The 16,491-nt window shown below is 70.6% G+C and carries 11 protein-coding genes and 2 pseudogenes; 3 read left to right on the forward strand and 10 right to left on the reverse strand.

The features are described from left to right. Window positions 1–32: 32 nt before the first annotated feature. Entirely contained in the window at window positions 33–1,337 is a 1,305-nt protein-coding gene (locus tag E1B00_RS06120) for a sensor histidine kinase (protein ID WP_139446654.1), read from the reverse strand. A gap of 1 nt (window position 1,338) precedes the next feature. Further along, complete coding sequence (locus tag E1B00_RS06125) at window positions 1,339–2,049, reverse strand: response regulator transcription factor (RefSeq protein ID WP_139446656.1); 711 nt, start codon at window positions 2,047–2,049, stop codon at window positions 1,339–1,341. 140 nt (window positions 2,050–2,189) lie between these two features. On the opposite strand from E1B00_RS06125, the gene E1B00_RS06130 reads away from it, so the two are divergent. Next, window positions 2,190–2,537: a DMT family protein gene (locus tag E1B00_RS06130; protein WP_139446658.1), complete on the forward strand. Its 348-nt coding sequence runs from the start codon at window positions 2,190–2,192 to the stop codon at window positions 2,535–2,537. A 25-nt stretch (window positions 2,538–2,562) separates the two neighbouring features. On the opposite strand, the gene E1B00_RS06135 is transcribed toward E1B00_RS06130, so the two are convergent. Genes E1B00_RS06135 through nudE form a run of 4 tightly spaced genes read right to left on the reverse strand, consistent with a single transcriptional unit; the run spans window position 2,563 to window position 5,066 of the window. Then, the gene (locus tag E1B00_RS06135) at window positions 2,563–2,868 is read right to left on the reverse strand and encodes an Mpo1-like protein (RefSeq protein ID WP_139446660.1); all 306 of its coding nucleotides are present in this window, start codon (window positions 2,866–2,868) and stop codon (window positions 2,563–2,565) included. A gap of 56 nt (window positions 2,869–2,924) precedes the next feature. Next, window positions 2,925–3,737 carry a nucleoside triphosphate pyrophosphohydrolase gene (gene mazG / locus E1B00_RS06140; protein WP_139446662.1) on the reverse strand — a complete coding sequence of 271 codons (813 nt, stop codon included), beginning with the start codon at window positions 3,735–3,737 and terminating at the stop codon, window positions 2,925–2,927. Then, entirely contained in the window at window positions 3,730–4,527 is a 798-nt protein-coding gene (gene cysQ / locus E1B00_RS06145; protein ID WP_139446664.1) for a 3'(2'),5'-bisphosphate nucleotidase CysQ, read from the reverse strand. Before cysQ ends, mazG begins: the two co-directional genes overlap by 8 nt. Then, window positions 4,524–5,066, reverse strand: coding sequence for an ADP compounds hydrolase NudE (nudE, locus tag E1B00_RS06150; protein WP_176693132.1), 543 nt, complete (start codon window positions 5,064–5,066; stop codon window positions 4,524–4,526). Before nudE ends, cysQ begins: the two co-directional genes overlap by 4 nt. Before the next feature lie 121 nt (window positions 5,067–5,187). On the opposite strand from nudE, the gene bioA reads away from it, so the two are divergent. Continuing rightward, window positions 5,188–6,564: an adenosylmethionine--8-amino-7-oxononanoate transaminase gene (gene bioA / locus E1B00_RS06155; protein WP_139446668.1), complete on the forward strand. Its 1,377-nt coding sequence runs from the start codon at window positions 5,188–5,190 to the stop codon at window positions 6,562–6,564. Beyond that, entirely contained in the window at window positions 6,561–7,295 is a 735-nt protein-coding gene (locus tag E1B00_RS06160) for a 16S rRNA (uracil(1498)-N(3))-methyltransferase (RefSeq protein ID WP_139446670.1), read from the forward strand. The genes bioA and E1B00_RS06160 overlap by 4 nt, the downstream gene beginning before the upstream one ends. A gap of 252 nt (window positions 7,296–7,547) precedes the next feature. Here the strand turns inward: E1B00_RS06160 and E1B00_RS06165 are convergent, their stop codons facing one another. The 4 genes and pseudogenes from E1B00_RS06165 to E1B00_RS15935 form a co-directional block, all read right to left on the reverse strand. Next, window positions 7,548–8,024, reverse strand: a complete 477-nt coding sequence (locus E1B00_RS06165; protein ID WP_139446672.1) for a chemotaxis protein CheW — start codon at window positions 8,022–8,024, stop codon at window positions 7,548–7,550. Between the two features lie 14 nt (window positions 8,025–8,038). After that, the gene (locus E1B00_RS06170; RefSeq protein ID WP_139446674.1) at window positions 8,039–9,736 is read right to left on the reverse strand and encodes a chemotaxis protein CheB; all 1,698 of its coding nucleotides are present in this window, start codon (window positions 9,734–9,736) and stop codon (window positions 8,039–8,041) included. Continuing rightward, a pseudogene (locus E1B00_RS15930) lies at window positions 9,729–12,608 on the reverse strand (response regulator); the annotation flags it as partial. The pseudogene E1B00_RS15930 and the gene E1B00_RS06170, both read right to left, overlap by 8 nt. Before the next feature lie 882 nt (window positions 12,609–13,490). Next, a pseudogene (locus E1B00_RS15935) lies at window positions 13,491–16,439 on the reverse strand (FimL-related protein); the annotation flags it as partial. Window positions 16,440–16,491: the final 52 nt, after the last annotated feature.

Raw genomic sequence — 16,491 nt, forward strand, 5'->3', positions numbered from 1 at the left:
TTGACGCGTCGCGCCGCGGATGCCGGCGCGGTTCAGGCCGGCGTCACCTGCGGGAAGCGGATGGTCGCGGTGGTGCCGCGGCCGGGCGTGCTTTCCAGCCGCACCGGCCAGCCGTAGCGGCGCGACAGGCGCTGCACGATCGACAGGCCGATGCCCTGCCCGTCCTTCTTGCGGTCGCCGACCCGGACGAAGGGTTCGAACACCCGCGCCAGCTCCTCGGCATTCATGCCCACGCCGGTGTCGGTGACGCTGATCGCGCCGCGGCGCACGGTGACCGTGACGCTGCCCTGGTCGGTGTAGTGGCAGGCGTTGCGCAGCAGGTTGCCGAGCATCACCGACAGCACCCGGGCCGGCGCGTGCAGGCCGAAGTCGGATTCCAGCACCAGCTCCAGCTGCACCGGCTTGCCGGTCAGCTGCAGCCTGGCCTTGTCCACTTCCTCGGCGACGATCTCGCTGACGGCGAAGTCGTCGTCGGGCAGGCCGGTATCGCCTTCGCGGGCCAGGATCAGGAAGGCCTCGATCAGCGCCTCCATGTCGCGGCCGGCGCCCTGGATGCGGTTGAGCGCGCGGCGCGACGCCGGCGACAGGCCCTCGTCGCCGGCCATCATGTCGCCGGCGACGCGGATCACGGTCAGCGGCGTGCGCAGTTCGTGCGAGGCGTCGCGGGTGAAGTCGCGCTCGCGCTCGACGAAGCTCTCGATGCGGCTGGCGAAATCGTGCAGCGACGAGGCCAGCACCAGGGTCTCGCCCTCGACGTCCACCGGCAGGTTCTCCGGGCGCAGGGCGCTGGACTCGGGGTTCTTCGGATCCCAGCGCTGCACCTGGCCGGCCAGCCAGATCACCGGCGAGACCGCGCGTTTGGAGGCGCGGTAGGTTGACCAGGCGATGACGTAGATCACCACCAGCACGATCGCCAGCGGCGCCATGCCGAACCAGAAGGCCAGGCTGTCCACCTGTTCCTGCTTGAACAGCAGATAGAGCAGGTGGCCGTTGCCATCCTTCTCGACCAGGACCAGCGAACCGCCCTGCGAGCGCGGCAGGGCGTGGAAGCCGACCGGCAGGTTCTTGAGCGGCGCCGGCAGCACGTCCTTGCTGCCGCCGGCCGGAATCAGGAAGCCGGTCATGTTGTAGGTGTCGGGCACCTGCGAACCGGGGTCGCGCTGCAGCCGCTGCCAGTAGTGTCCGGCCTCTTCCTGCAGCGCGCGCTGGATCAGCACGTGCTTGAGCACCGCCGAGGCGCCGTAGACACCCAGCACGGCGGCGAAGGAAATCGCCGCCGCCTGCAGGATGAAGGCGACCCAGATCTTGCGGCGCAGTCCCGTGCGCTGGGTCGGCATGTCAGGCGGGCGGCGCGTCGAGGTCGGCGATGCGGTAGCCGGCGGTCTGCACGGTGTGCAGCAGCGGGCGGTCGAAGGGCCGGTCGATGGCCTTGCGCAGGTTGTACAGGTGGCTGCGCAGGGTGTCGGAATCGGGCAGGCCGTCGCCCCAGATTTCGCGCTCGATGTCGCGGCGGGTGACCACGCGCGGCGATTCGCGCATCAGGATGGTGAGAAGGCGCAGGCCGATCGGCGAGAGCGCAATCTCCTGGCCGGCGCGGGTGACGCGCAGGCTGGCGGTGTCGAGCACCAGGTCGGCCACCTTCAGCACCTCGGCGCTGACCTGGCGGCGGTCGCGGCGGATCAGGGCGCGCACCCGGGCCTCGAGCTCCTGGATGGCGAAAGGTTTGACCAGGTAGTCGTCGGCGCCGGCCTCGAGGCCGTTGACCTTGTCGTTGAGGGTGTCGCGGGCGGTGAGCATCAGCACCGGCGTGGACTTCTTGGCCTCGTTGCGCAGGCGCCGGCAAACCTCCAGGCCGTCCAGCCGCGGCAGCATCAGGTCGAGCACGATCACGTCGTAGCTGTTGTCGGCCGCAAGCCGGTAGCCGTCCATGCCGTCGCCGGCATAGTCGACCCCGAAGCCCTTGGACTCCAGGTACTCGCCGACCATCTCGGACAGATTGCGGTTGTCTTCCACGACCAGGATCAGGCCGGAGGGGTCGTCGCGTCGCATGGGGCTCTCCTCGCAGGATGTGAAGACCATGTCTTCAGCTTTGTGAAGATTACACGCCCTGGCCGGTGAGGCCGCCGTGAAGCCCTCGCGAGGGCCGCGTCACGGCTAGGCTATGGCCATCCTTCCCTGCCGCCCCCGCCATGCCCACCTTCAGCGCCTACGCCACGCCGATCCTGCTGCTGCTCGCCTCGAACGTGTTCATGACCTTCGCCTGGTACGGGCACCTCAAGTACAAGGCCAGCCCGCTCTGGATCGTGATCTTCGCCAGCTGGGGCATCGCCTTCTTCGAGTACTGCCTGCAGGTGCCGGCCAACCGCCTGGGCCATGCGGTCTACAGCGCGCCGCAGCTCAAGGGCATCCAGGAGATCCTGACGCTGCTGGTGTTCGCGGGGTTCTCGATCTGGTACCTGGGCGAGCAGATCAAGTGGAACCATGTCGCGGGCTTCGCCCTGATCATCGTCGCGGCGTTCCTGATCTTCCTTGAGTGAACCCGGCGGAACCGGTTCCTGTCGGTCAGAACGGAATCTTGCCGGTCAGCATGTCCTTGAACATCACCCAGTCGCCCGCGAACGAATAGAACGGGTGCTTGAAGGTGGCCGGCTTGTTGTGCTCGAAAAAGAAGTGCCCGATCCAGGCGAAGGCGTAGCCGCTGACCAGGGCCGCCAGCAGCCACCAGGCGTTGAGCGTCACCGCCGCGGCCGCGAAAAAACCCAGGGCCATGCAGCTGCCGACGAAGTGCAGGCGGCGGCAGGTGCGGTTGGAATGTTCGGCCAGGTAGTAGGGGTAGAAGTCGCTGAAGGTGGCGAAGGCCTGGCTCATGGCGGAACTCCGGAACGACTGGGCCGATTGTTCGCCAAGCCCGGCCCGCGGGCAAGTCAGCGCGCCTTTTCCTCGGCCTTGGCGCGGTTCCAGTAGGCGTCCTGCGCCTCCAGGGACAGGTCCGAAAGCGCTACCGCGTCCGCGGCCGCCAGCTGCTCCATGCGCCGGAAACGGCGTTCGAACTTGTGGTTGGCGCGGCGCAGCGCCGTGCCGAAGTCCACCTTGCCATGGCGGGTGAGGTTGGCGACCACGAACAGCACGTCGCCCAGCTCGTCCTCCAGCCGGTCGCGCGCGCCCTCGTCGCCGGCCGCCACGGCGGCGAACTCGGCCCGCACTTCCTCGATCTCCTCATGCAGCTTGGCGATCACCGGCGTCGGGTCGGGCCAGTCGAAGCCGACGGTGGCGGCGCGCTTCTGCAGCTTCACCGCGCGCTGCCATTCCGGCAGGCCGCGGGCGATGCCGGCCAGCACGCTCGTATCGGTGTCGCCGCGCCCGGCGCGCTCCTGCCGCTTCAGTTCTTCCCAGTTCGCCAGCTGCGCCTCAGCGTCCGCCTGGGCGGCGACGTCGCCGAACACATGCGGGTGCCGGCGCACCATCTTGTCGTTGATCGCCGCGGCGACGTCGGCGAAGGCGAAGTGCCCGGCCTCCTCGGCCATGCGGGCATGGAAGACCACCTGCAGCAGCAGGTCGCCCAGCTCGTCGCGCAGCTCGTGCATGTCGCCGCGCTGGATCGCGTCGGCCACTTCGTAGGCCTCTTCGATCGTGTACGGCGCGATCGTCGAGAAATCCTGCTTCACGTCCCAGGGGCAGCCGCGCTCGGGGTCGCGCAGGCGGGCCATGATCGCGATCAGTTCGTCGATCTCAGCCATGCGGCGGATCCAGCCATTCGCGCCAGGGCAGCCCGGCATCGCCCAGGGCGATGAAGTCGGGGTTGAGGATGTTTTCCTTGCGGTTGTAGTCCAGCGGCCTGCCGTCCAGACGCAGCACCACGCCGCCGGCGCCCTCCAGCACGCACTGCGCGGCGGCGGTATCCCACTCGCTGGTCGGGCCGAAGCGCGGGTAGACGTCGATGCGGCCCTCGGCGATGCGGCAGAACTTCAGCGACGAACCCAGGCCGTGGCGCTCGGTCTCGCCCATGCGCTGCAGGGCCGCGGCGGTGCGCTCGTCCAGGTGCGAACGGCTGGCGGCGACGCGCAGCGGTGCGGTAGCCGGGCGGCGCGTGAGCAGGGCGATGTCGCCGCCGGCTTCGCGCAGGAAGGCGCCGGCGCCGCGCTCGGCGTGCAGCAGGTAGTCGAACACCGGGGCGTAGACCACGCCGAGCACCGGCACGCCGTCCTCGACCAGGGCGATGTTGACGGTGAACTCGCCGTTCTTCTTGACGAACTCGCGGGTGCCGTCGAGCGGGTCCACCAGCCAGTGCCGGTTCCAGGTGCGGCGCACCGACCACGGGATGTCGGCGTCCTCCTCGCTCAGCACCGGGATGTCGGGCGCGAGCGCGCGCAGGCCCTCGACGATGATCCGGTGCGAGGCCAGGTCGGCCTGGGTCAGCGGCGAGTTGTCGTCCTTGTGTTCGACGTCGAAGTCCTGGGCGTAGACCTCGAGGATGGCGGCGCCGGCGGCCGTGGCCAGGCGCAGGCAGGCTTCGCGCAGCTCGCTCACGGGCGCATCCCCAGCACTTCGCGCACGATGAACAGCGCGGCCAGCGAGCGGCCTTCCGAACAGTCCTCGAGCAGCATCAGCTCATGCAGCCGGTCCAGGCGCCAGGGCACGACTTCGAGCTCCTCGGGTTCGTCGCCGGGCAGGCGCTCCGGATACAGGTCTTCGGCGAGCACGAGGTGGATCTCGTGATTCATGTAGGTCGGCGCCAGGCTGATCGAGCGCAGGCGGGTGAGCTTGCGGGCGCCGAAGCCGACTTCTTCCTTCAGCTCGCGGTTGGCGGCGTCGAGCACGTCCTCGCCCGGATCCATGCGGCCCTTGGGCAGGCCCAACTCGTAGCGGTGCATGCCGGCGGCGTACTCGCGGATCAGCAGCACGGTGCCGGGTTCGGGCACGGCGGCGATGATCACCGAGCCGTGGCCGCCGCTCTTGAGACGCTCGTAGCGCCGGCGCTCGCCGTTGCTGAATTCCAGGTCGATCACCTCGCGCCGGCCTTCGCTGCCGTGCTCCTCGCGACCGTGGATGATCGGCAGCGGGCGCATCAGCGACGGGCCTCGGGACGCGGGCAGGAAAGAAGGTCGGGCATGCCGGGATTCTAGCGGCTGCCCGGCCCGCCGTCGCGCCGCCGTGGACAGGGCCGGCCCCGGCGCGGATCATCCGCGCATGGACACCCTAGATCCCGCCCGCCTCGCCGAGGCCGAGGCCTGGCGCGCCCGCGACCTGGCCGTCGTCTGGCACCCCTGCACCCAGATGAAGGAACACCCCGGCACCCTGCCCCTGGTGCCGATCCGGCGCGGCCGCGGCGCCTGGCTCGAAGGCGTGGACGGCCGGCGCTACCTCGACGCCGTCAGCAGCTGGTGGACCAACCTGTTCGGCCACGGCGAACCGCGCATCGCTGCGGCGATCGCGGCCCAGGCGCACGAACTCGAACACGTCATCTACGCCGGCTTCTCGCACGCGCCCGGCCTGGCCCTGGCCGAGGCGCTGGTGGCGAAGGCGCCGGCCGGGCTGGAGCGCGTGTTCTACGGCGACAACGGCTCGGCCGCGGTCGAGATCGCGCTGAAGATGAGCTTCCACAGCCACGCCAACCGCGGCGATGCCGGCCGCACCCGCTTCATCGCCATCGGCAACGGCTACCACGGCGAGACGCTGGGCGCGCTGTCGATGGCCGATATCCCTCTCTACCGCCGCGTCTACGCGCCCCTGCTGCTGGAGCCGCTGTTCGCCCCCTCGCCCGATGCCTGGGAGGCCGAACCCGGCGAGTCCGCCGAAGCCTGCGCCCTGCGCCGCGCCGGCGAACTCGAGGCCCTCTTCGCGGCGAACGAGGGCCAGGTCTGCGCGCTGATCCTCGAGCCGCTGGTGCAGTGCGCCGGTGGCATGCGCATGTACCACCCGGCCTATCTGCGCCGCGCCCGCGAGATCTGCGACGCGCACGGCGCGCACCTGATCGCCGACGAGATCGCCGTGGGCTTCGGCCGCACCGGCACCCTGTTCGCCTGTGAGCAGGCCGGCATCTCGCCCGATTTCCTGTGCCTGTCCAAGGGCCTGACCGGCGGCTTCCTGCCGATGTCGGCGGTGCTGACCACGGCCGCGGTCTACGACGCCTTCCTCGACGACTCGCGCGAGCGCGCCTTCCTGCATTCGCACAGCTACACCGGCAATCCGCTCGGCTGCGCCGCGGCCCTGGCCTCGCTGGCGATCTTCGACAGCGACGACGTGCTGGCGCGCAACCGCGGCACGGCCGCGCGCATGGCCGAACTCGCGGCGCCGCTGGCGCAGCATCCGCAGGTCGGCGAAGTGCGCCAGACCGGCATGATCCTAGCCTTCGAGCTCGTCGCGAACCGGCGCACTCGCCGGCCCTATCCCGCCGCAGACCGGCGCGGCCTGCGGGCCTACCGCCACGCGATCGAGCGCGGCGTGGTGCTGCGCCCGCTCGGCGACATCCTGTACTGGATGCCGCCCTACTGCGTCGGCGAAGAGGAACTCGCGCATCTTTCGGCAGTCACAGCCTCCGCCATCGAGGAGGCCTGCCGCCCATGAGGACGATCCGCTGTTTCGTCGACCAGCCGCTCGCGATCGGCCAGGTCCTGACCCTGCCCGAAGACGCCAGCGCCCATCTGTTGCGCGTGCTGCGCCTGGCGCCCGGCGACGAGGTCGTGCTGTTCAACGGCGACGGCGCCGACTACGGCGCGCGGCTGCTGTCGGCCGCCAAGCGCGGCGCCGAGGCCGAGGTGCATTCCCGCCACGATGCCGGCCGCGAGTCGCCGCTGCGCATCACCCTGGCCCAGGGCATCGCCCGCGGCGAGAAGATGGACCTGGTGCTGCAGAAGGCCACCGAGCTGGGCGTGGCCGCGATCGCACCGATCGTCACCGAGCGCACTGAAGTGAAACTCGACGCCGAACGCGCCGGCAAGCGCCTGGCGCACTGGCGCGGCGTGCTGGCCGCGGCCTGCGGCCAGAGCGGCCGCGCCCGCCTGCCGGCATTGTCCGAACCGGTGGCGTTGGCCACCTATGCCGCCGGCGAGTCCGCCGACCTCAAGCTGGTGCTCGACCCGCAGGGCAGCCTCGCGCTGTCGGCGCTGCCGCTTCAGTCGGGCCAATCGGTCGCACTGGTGGTCGGCCCGGAAGGCGGCCTCTCCGAACGCGACCTCGCCACCCTGCGCGCCGCCGGCTTCCAGGGCCTGAAGCTCGGCCCCCGCATCCTGCGCACCGAAACCGCCGGCCTCACCGCCATCGCCGCCCTGCAAACCCTCCACGGCGACCTGGGCTGACAACACCTCCGGACGCCACCCGAACGAAAGCCCCCTTGGTAAGGGGGCGCGCCGACAGGCGCGGGGATTGGAAGTGATGAGTCGGGGCCCGCGATCCGCGCAGCGGATCGTGGGAGTTCCTGGGCGAATGCCCGGGAACTACTCCCCCTTAGTAAGGGGGGCGCGCCAAAGGCGCCGGGGATTGGATGCCTGGCGTCGGGGCCCGAGATTTGCGAAGCAAATCTTGGGAGTTTCGGGGCGCCCGCCCCGAAACTACGCCGCCTGACTGCTGTTGCCGAGCGCCTTCTGGATCAGCAGCTCGATGCTCAGCAGGTCGGGCACGGCGGCCGGGTCGTCGTTGAGCGTGACGCGCGAGTGCACGCCCAGCGGCAGTTCCTTGATGTCGTGCGATTCCACCAGCGCCGTGGTGGACACGGTGACCAGGCGCGGGAAGCCCTGCGACAGCACCGCGAAGAAGGGCAGCTTGCTGTTGCCGCCCAGGGCCTTGAGCACGGCGACCTTGGCGCCGAGATGGCCGTCCTCGTTCGACCAGCCGGCCAGGCGCGAGAACGACAGCAGCGGCAGGCGCCAGCCGCGCCAGCGCACGCGGCCGAGCAGCCAGTCCGGCGCGTTCTCCACCGCCTCGGGCTCGGAGTACGTGATGACCTCGGCCACGCTGGCGTTCGGCAGCAGCAGCCGGCCATTGGTGACCGTGATCAGGACGCCTCGGATGTCGCGCTGGGAACTCATGGGTATCTCCTAGATCAGGTCCAGCGCTCGACGATCAGTCGGGCCAGTTCGGACGGCTCGGCCACTTCGGCGCCGGCGGCGATCACCGATTCGGCGGCGCTGGCGTCGAAGCAGGTCGCCGGGGTCTGCGCCAGCACGCGCGCGCCCGATGCCTTGAGCGCCAACACGGCCGGAACCACCGACGCCGCCGCACCGCTGAGCAGCAGCACCATGCTGTCGGCCGCCGGCAGCGCCGACACGATCGAGGGAAGATCGCCGCCCTGGGTGAAGGTGAAGTTGCCGTCGCCATGACGGATGCCGACGCCGGGCGGCAGCACCGCCACGCGACCGGAGAAGGCCAGTTTGCCTTCCAGGGCAAGGTCGAGCGGAAGGCGGCTGGCCTTGGCCAGCTGGCCGACGAGGCGATCGTGCTTGCCCGTATCCAGGTGCTGGTAAAGCAGCACAGGCACCGGCAGGGTGGGCGGCAGGGCCGACAACAGCTGGCGGACCGCATCGGGGCCGCCCAGGCCGGCAAACACCAGCAGGGCGCCGTTGTTGATCACGGACTCGTGCACGCTTTCGGCGTCGGCCAGGCTCAGCCCGGCACCGCGGCCGGACTTCGGAGCCTGCCCGCCGGCGGATACGGCCTCCTCCACGGCGGCGCCGGCTTCGATCTCGGCATCCATGGGAATCAGCTCGAGTGCACCGAATCCGGAGCTGCGTGCCGCCGGTGCGGTCGGCGCGGGCTTGCCCGGCGAGTCGGCCACCGGCGCCTGGACGGAACTCGAAAAATCCGGCTCTTTCGGTACCTGGCGCTGCTCGCTGGCTTCGTAGGCATCGAGCTGCGCCGCCAGGGCGGCGACATCGTCGTCCATGCCCTCGGCCAGGGCGACGTCGTCTTCGCTGAAGGACGAGAAGCTCACCGGTCCGTCGGCCAGTTCGACGTCGGCGAGCAGCGGCTCGTCGGCCAGGTCGAGCGAGTCGGTGTCGTCGGCGACCGTCAGGCGCGCGCCCTCTTCAGGCAGGGCGGAAAGGTCGATGTCCATGGACTGTGGATCAAAGTCGAGGCTGTCGTCCAGGCCGGGCACGCCGCGCGGCGTGGTTTCGACCTGGGCATCGGCACGGCCCATCGCCTGCTCCAGGTCGCCCAGGTCCAGCTCCAGCTCGGCATCGTCCAGGCCGGGCTCGGCAACGGCGGGCTCCACCTCGGCGGTTTCGACCGGCACGTCGGCCAGGGAAGGCGTGCTCGGCACCCATTCGGACAGGTCCAGCGATTCGGCCGCGTAGTCTTCGAGCTTCTCGTGCGCCATTTCCTGCGCCGGCGTCGGCGGCGCGCCGGGCTGGGGCGAGAGGTCGAATTCGGGCAGGTGATCGGCGCCGCCGGGCGCCGGCGGCAGCAGGTCGCCGCCCACCAGCTTGGCGGCCAGGTGCCGGGCCCAGCGCGCAAGGTCCCAACCGTCGAGCTGGCGGGTCACCTCGGCGTCGTCGTACATCACCTCGACGCCTGGCGCGGCCAACAGGTCGTCGAAGCGCGAAAGCGCATCCTCGACCGCAGGCTCCAGGCTGACCAGGACCACCGAGGGCTTCTCGCCCGCGACGGTGCCGGGATCGAGTTCGGCCGGGTCGCCTTCGGCGACCAGCTGCGCGCCCAGTTCCGCCAGCGCACGGCGGAGCTGGTCACGCGCGTCGCCCGGGCGGGCCAGCAGCGCAACACGAACCGGCGACTCAAGCATTGACCGGCTCCATGCCCAGCATCTCGAACACGTTCCGCATCAGCTCGACTTCCTGGTAGGGCTTGCCGAGATAGCGGTTGACGCCGATGTCGAAGGCGCGCTGGCGGTGCTTCTCGCCGGTGCGCGAGGTGATCATGATGATCGGCACGTCCTTCAGGCGCGGGTCCGACTTCATGTTCTGGGCCAGCTCGTAGCCGTCCATGCGCGGCATCTCGATATCGAGCAGCATCAGGTCGGGCACGCGCTCGGCCATCTTCTCGATGGCGTCCACGCCGTCCTTCGCCGTGAGCACCTCGAAGTTGTGGCGCTCGAGCACGCGGCCGGTGACCTTGCGCATGGTGATCGAGTCGTCCACCACCATCACCGCCGGGATGCGGCGGGCGACCGGGGCCGGCGCGGCCGCGGCCAGTTCGACGCTGCGGTCGATGCTGGCCTGGCGGCGCACCAGCGGCGCGACGTCGAGGATCACGACGACGCGGCCGTCGCCCATGATGGTCGCGCCGAAGATGCCCGGGATCGAGTTGACCTGCGGACCCACCGGCTTGACCACGATTTCCTTGCTGCCCAGCACCTGGTCGATGCAGATCGCGGCGCGCAGGTCGCCGGAGCGGGCCAGCAGCAGCGGCATCTGCAGGCTGTCCTGCGCCTTGGCCGGGGCATGGCCGATCAGGCGGCCCAGGTCGTGGATGGCGTAGGACTCGCCGGCGTAGGTGAAGGCCGGAGTGTCGGTGGCGAGCTGCTTGTCGAGCTCGGCGCGGCTCATGCGGCCCACGCCCTGCACCGACGCGATCGGCACCGCGAAGCTGGTGTCGCCGATCTTGACGAACACCGCCTGCGTGACCGCGAGCGTGAACGGCAGGCGGATGGTGAAGGTACTGCCCTTGCCGACTTCGGATTCGATGCTGAGCGAGCCGCCGAGCTGGCGGATTTCGCTGTACACCACGTCCATGCCGACGCCGCGGCCGGCCAGGCGGCTGACCGACTGGGCGGTGGAGAAGCCGGTCTCGAGGATGAAGCCGTAGAGCGTCTGGTCGGAGACTTCGGCGTCGGCCTTGAGCAGGCCGCGCTCGATCGCCTTCTTCCGGATCGCTTCCTTGTCCAGGCCCTTGCCGTCGTCGCTGACCTTGAGCACGACTTCGGAACCTTCGCGCTGCACCTGGATGCGGACGGTGCCCTCTTCCGGCTTCTTGAGCTTGCGGCGGTCGGCCGGCACTTCCAGGCCGTGCGCGATCGCATTGCGCAGCATGTGTTCGAGCGGCGCGGTCATGCGGTCGAGCACGTTGCGGTCCATTTCGCCGCTGGCGCCGTCGACCTTCAGGTTGACCTGCTTGCCGGTCTCGCTGCCCGACTGGCGCAGCACGCGGCGCAGGCGCGGAACCAGCGCGTCGAAGGGCACCATGCGCGTGCGCATGAGGCCTTCCTGCAGGTCCGAGCTCACGCGCGACTGCTGCAGCAGCAGGGTTTCGTACTGGCGGGTCAGGTCGTCGAGCGAACCCTGCAGGCTGACCAGGTCGGCTGCGGACTCGGACAGCGAACGCGACAGCTGCTGCTGGGTGGTGAAACGGTCGAGCTCCAGCGGATCGAAGGTCTCGTCGCCGGTGTCGCCCTCGCGCTGGTAGCGCGCGATGATCTGCGCCTCGGTCTCGATGTCGAGCTTGCGCAGCTGCTCGCGCAGTCGCGTGGTGGTCTGGCCAAGTTCGCCGAGGTTGGCGCGGAACGCGCCGAGCTGCTGTTCGAGGCGGGCGCGGTAGATGGCCACCTCGCCGGCGTAGTTGACCAGGCGGTCGAGCAGGTCGGCGCGGATGCGGACCTGTTCCTGCGGCGCGCGGACGCCGCTGCCATCGTCTTCTTCGCCCAGTCCTTCGATCGGCGCCGACAGCGGCGCCATCTCGTTGGCGGCGCCGGTACGCGGTGCCAGCACCGGACGGACGACGGCGGCTTCCTCGGCGGCGGCAGCCTTGCGGTCCAGCGCCGTTTCGGTCGCCGCGGGGCGCGCCTGGGCCGGTGCCGGCGCGGCGGTACCGGTGACCTCGAGCGGACGGCCCTTGGCCAGGGCGTCGATCTGCGCGATCAGGTTCGCCGGCAGCACGATGGCCTTGCGCTCGCCGACACGCGTGACCATGCCGTGCAGGCGGTCGAAGGCGCGTTCGAGCACGACGACTCCGGTCTGGTCGAGTTCGCGGCGGCCTTCGGCCACCACTTCGAGCAGGGACTCCATCGCATGGCCGAGTTCGCCGACCGGGTAGATGCCGGCCATGCGCGCACCGCCCTTGAGCGTATGCAGGTCGCGCTGCAGGCCGATGACGAGCTCGCGATCGGTGGTGTTGTCGCGCAGGCTGGCCAGCAGCCCATCGGAATGGTCGAGCAGGTCGCCCGACTCTTCCAGGAAGATGTCCAACAGGTCGACGTCGATATCGCTGGTGTCGAGTTCGGCGTCCGGATCATCCGGATCCAGGGCCAGCGGGACCTGGGAGGCGGATTCGTCCTGGCCGTCGTCGAGTTCGGCTTCGACGGTTTCGGCCACGACGGCGGCTTCGACAGGCGCGGCCTCTTCGACCGCCTCGGCGGGTTCGACGGCTTCCACGACCTCCACGACCTCGAAGTCCAGGACGTCGAGGGTGGAGACTTCGATCGTTTCGACCGGGAGCTCGGCGACAGACTCCGGCGCAGCGGCGACCGCCGCATCGGGAGAGGTCAGGGCCTCGAGTTCGTCCAGGCTCAGGCCATAGAAATCGTCTGCCGGCGCCGGGGCCGCGATGGCGGCGGCGGCTTCGGCAGCGGCAGCGGCGGCTTCGGCAGCGGCGGCTTCGGCAGCGGCGGCTTCGGCAGCGGCGGCTTCGGCAGCGGCGGCTTCGGCTGCAGCAGCTTCGGCAGCAGCGGCTTCGGCAGCGGCGGCTTCGGCAGCGGCGGCTTCGGCAGCGGCGGCTTCGGCAGCGGCAGCTTCGGCAGCGGCAGCTTCGGCAGCGGCAGCTTCGGCAGCGGCAGCTTCGGCGGCGGCAGCTTCGGCGGCGGCAGCTTCGGCGGCAGCGGCTTCGGCGGCAGCGGCTTCGGCGGCAGCGGCTTCGGCCGCAGCGGCTTCAGCAGCAGCGGCTTCAGCGGCAGCGGCTTCGGCGGCAGCGGCTTCGGCGGCAGCAGCTTCAGCGGCAGCGGCTTCGGCGGCAGCAGCTTCAGCGGCAGCGGCTTCGGCGGCAGCGGCTTCAGCAGCAGCGGCTTCGGCGGCAGCGGCTTCGGCGGCAGCGGCTTCCGCAGCAGCGGCTTCGGCAGCGGCGGCTTCGGCAGCGGCAGCTTCGGCAGCGGCAGCTTCGGCGGCGGCAGCTTCGGCTTCAGCGGCGGCAGCTTGCTGCTGCAGCGCCGCTTCAGCCGCGGCGAGCTCGTCCGAGGACAGGCCCAGCGCATCCAGATCGGTCTCGCTCACCGTGAACGCCGGCACGTCGGCCGCAGCCTCCGCGGGCGCTTCGATGAAGGCGTCGAGCGACAGCAGCTCGCGTTCGCCCAGTTCGGAAGCGCCTGCATCGGCGTGGGAGGCCGGCACTTCCTCGTAGGTGAACTCGGGCAGGCCCGACAGGTCCGGCGCTTCCATCGGAACGGCGGTCGGCAGCACGCCGACCGGCTCTTCCGGATGCATCGGCACGACCGGGCTGGTGGCTTCGGGCAGCACGTCGCGCAGGCGCGCGGTGCGCTGCGCAAGCTCGGCATAACTCGACAGCACGGGGCGCGGGCGCTCCAGCGCCGTGATCACCTCGCGGATCGCAGCGGCGGCCGCAGCCACCACCGCCACGCCCTCGGCGTCCGGCAGTCTCTGGCCGGCGAGCGAGCGCTTCATGAAGCCTTCGAGCGGCGCGGTGACGTCGGTGAGCGCGGTGACTTCGGTCATCGCGAACGCGCCATTCATCGTATGCACGGCGCGCAGCAGCGGGTCGGTGACCGGCTGCGGGCCCGCGGCCGCGCAGGCGGCCAGCCAGGCGTCCACCGTTTCCAGGTGCCCGGCGACTTCGGGCTTGAGGATCTCGAACAGCACCGGGTCGATCGCGAACTCGTCGCCTTCGACCTCCGCCGCTTCGACAGCCAGCTCCGGCGCAGGTTCCGGCTCCGCCGCGACGACCGGGGCAGGCACGACCGCCTCGACGGCAGGCGCCGCGGCCTTCGGGGCCGAGGCAGCGGAAGGCGCCACCGACACCGGCTGGTAGAAAGCTTCTTCGCCGGCGGCGACACGGTCGGCCAGCTGCTGGATGCCTTCGAGGTCGGCGTGGACGGTCTCGCCCTGCAGCGCGGCGCGCAGCAGCGGCAGGGTGTTGAAGGCGTTCTCGATCAGCGACACCACCGCCGGGCTGGCCGGACGCGTGCCGTCGAGCACGCGGTTGAGCATGCTCTCGACCTTCCAGCTGAACTCGCCCAGGGTCTTGGCGCCGACCAGGCGGCCGCTGCCCTTGAGCGTATGGAACACGCGGCGGATCGGCCGCAGCTGCTCCATGTTGTCGGGCTGCCGGCGCCAGGTCGGCAGCAGCTGCTCGAGATTGCCGATCTCTTCCTGGAATTCTTCCAGGAAAACTTCGCGGATCTCGTCGTCGATTTCGTCGCTGCTGCCGTCGAAGCCGGGAATGGGCGGGAGTGCAGGCACGGCGGCCGCCGGGGCCGGCACTTCGACCTGGGCGGGAACGGAGACGGCTTCGACCGGAACGGCCGCTTCGGCCGGAACCGGCGCGGCTTCGGCCGGTTCGACCGCGGGTTCGGAGAAGGGGTCGAACACGAGGTCGGCCACCGGTTCGGCGGTGGGCTCGGCCGCCGCGATCACGGCCGGATCGATCGCACCCTCGGGCAGGCTGAAGGCGTCGGTGAGCTCGATGGCCTCGGCGCTGGCCACCGGCGGTTCGACCGCGGGCGCCGGTGTTTCGGGCACCGGGGCAGGCACCGGAGCGGGCGTCGGCGCGGCTGCCGGCGGCGGCGCGGCGGCGGCCGGGCGCGCGGCGGGCGCGGCCGCAAGTTCTTCCGCAGGCAGCGGCCAGTAGCCCAGCGCTTCCAGGTTCTGGCGGGCGATCTCGAGGATCTGCTCGCGCTTCGGGCGCCGATCGCGCAGGGCCTCCAGGTAGTACTCCAGGCCGGCCAGGGCATCGGCGAGGCGGTCCATCTGCTGGCCGTTGGGCACGCGATGGCGGCGCAGCAGTTCGCTTTCGGTAAATCGACGCACGCCGGCGAGGTACTGGGGTGCGTCCTCGATTTCGAGGATGCGCAGCGCTCCGGCCACTTCCTCGAGCAGGCGCGGCACGTCGGCGAGCTGGGCGTGGTCCCAGTGGGTTTCGACGAAGGCGACGAAACACTGGCGGGCCTGGGCGAAGTTGGCGATCGCCTCCTTCACCAGCACCTCGAGCACCTTGCGGGCTTCGGTGCTGGGCAGGCTCGGTTCTTCGGCGGCGGCCGCGCCCTCGGGGTCGGCATCGGCTTCGCCGAGGCGCGCCACCTGGTCGTCGAGCGAGGCTTCGACGTAAAGCAGGGCGCCGGCGATATCCAGCAGTGCGGACTCATCGGCGGCGCGCTGGCCGCTGACGATGGCGTGGATGGCGGTGCGCTGGTCCTGGACGACCCGGCGCGGCACGCCGAGTCCCAGCATGCCGAGCGTGTCGGCGACGCGGTCGAGTGCCTCGACCTGGTCGTTGAGGCCGGCCGCCGGGGCATCGGGCGTGCGCAGGTGCAGGTCGAGCGCGTCCTTGACGCGCAGCAGGTCTTCCTTGATCGCACCGGCGACGGTGGACAGCAGGGCGCGGTTGCGGCCGCTGAGGCTGCCGCGGGCATGCGCCAGCTCGGATTCGCTGGGCAGGTATTCGCCCAGGCCGAACACCTGGCGGATCTCGCCGATGCGGCCGTGGTCGGTCGGCGCGTGCGCGACGAAATACAGAAGCTGCCGCGTCAGCTCCAGCGGCGGATCGCTGCGGAAGGCGGCGTCGCCGCCCTCGGCCAGGCGCTTGATCTCGCGCTCGACCTTGGCCAGCGCCTGCTTGAGCGGCTTGCTGGCTTCGAAGGCGTTCTTGGCCAGCGCGTCAAGCGTGCCGGCGGCGACCCAGAACAGCCGGCGCGCATGCTCGGCGTCGGTGATCGGCACCAGCTGTTCGCAGACGTCGGTCAGGTCGCGGATCGTGGCCGGGCTGTTGTCGTCCTTGAGCCAGCGCAGCAGCGCCGTCTGGAACAGGTTGCGCAGGGTGTCGGCGCGGCGCTTGAGCTGCTCGGGCGGCAGCGGCTCGGCGGGCCCGCCAGCGGAGGCCGGCAGGGGGCGCGACAGGTCGGGAGAGAACAGCACCGATTCCGACAGACCCTTCTCGCCGCGCGGTTCGCGCAGCTCGTTGAGCAGGGGCAGCAGGACGATGGGGATGTCGCGGTGGCCGCTCTGCAGCCGCTCGAGGTAGTCGGGCAGCTGCACAATGCCGCGCATCAGCGCGGCGTAGCCGGTTTCCCGCTCGGCGACGCGGCCTTCGACCAGCGCCTTCGCAAGCTGCTCCATCTCCTCGGCGACCATGGCCGCGCCGTACAGCTCGACCATGCGCAGCGTGCCCTGCACCTGGTGCAGGTAGTTGGCGCAGGCCTTGAGCTGCCCCGGGTCCTCGCCGTCCTCGACGTAGGCTTCGAGCGCCTGGCGCGCCTGGCGCAAGGTCTCGTCGAGCTCGGGCTTGACCCAGGTGAGCGTGGTGAAATCGATGTTTTCGTGCAGCCTCATGCCGAGGTCCTGTCAGGGTGTGGACGCCGGGAGGAACGTCCGCACCGGAGTG

Source organism: Arenimonas terrae (assembly GCF_006265115.1).
In the GTDB taxonomy this organism is placed as follows: domain Bacteria; phylum Pseudomonadota; class Gammaproteobacteria; order Xanthomonadales; family Xanthomonadaceae; genus Arenimonas; species Arenimonas terrae.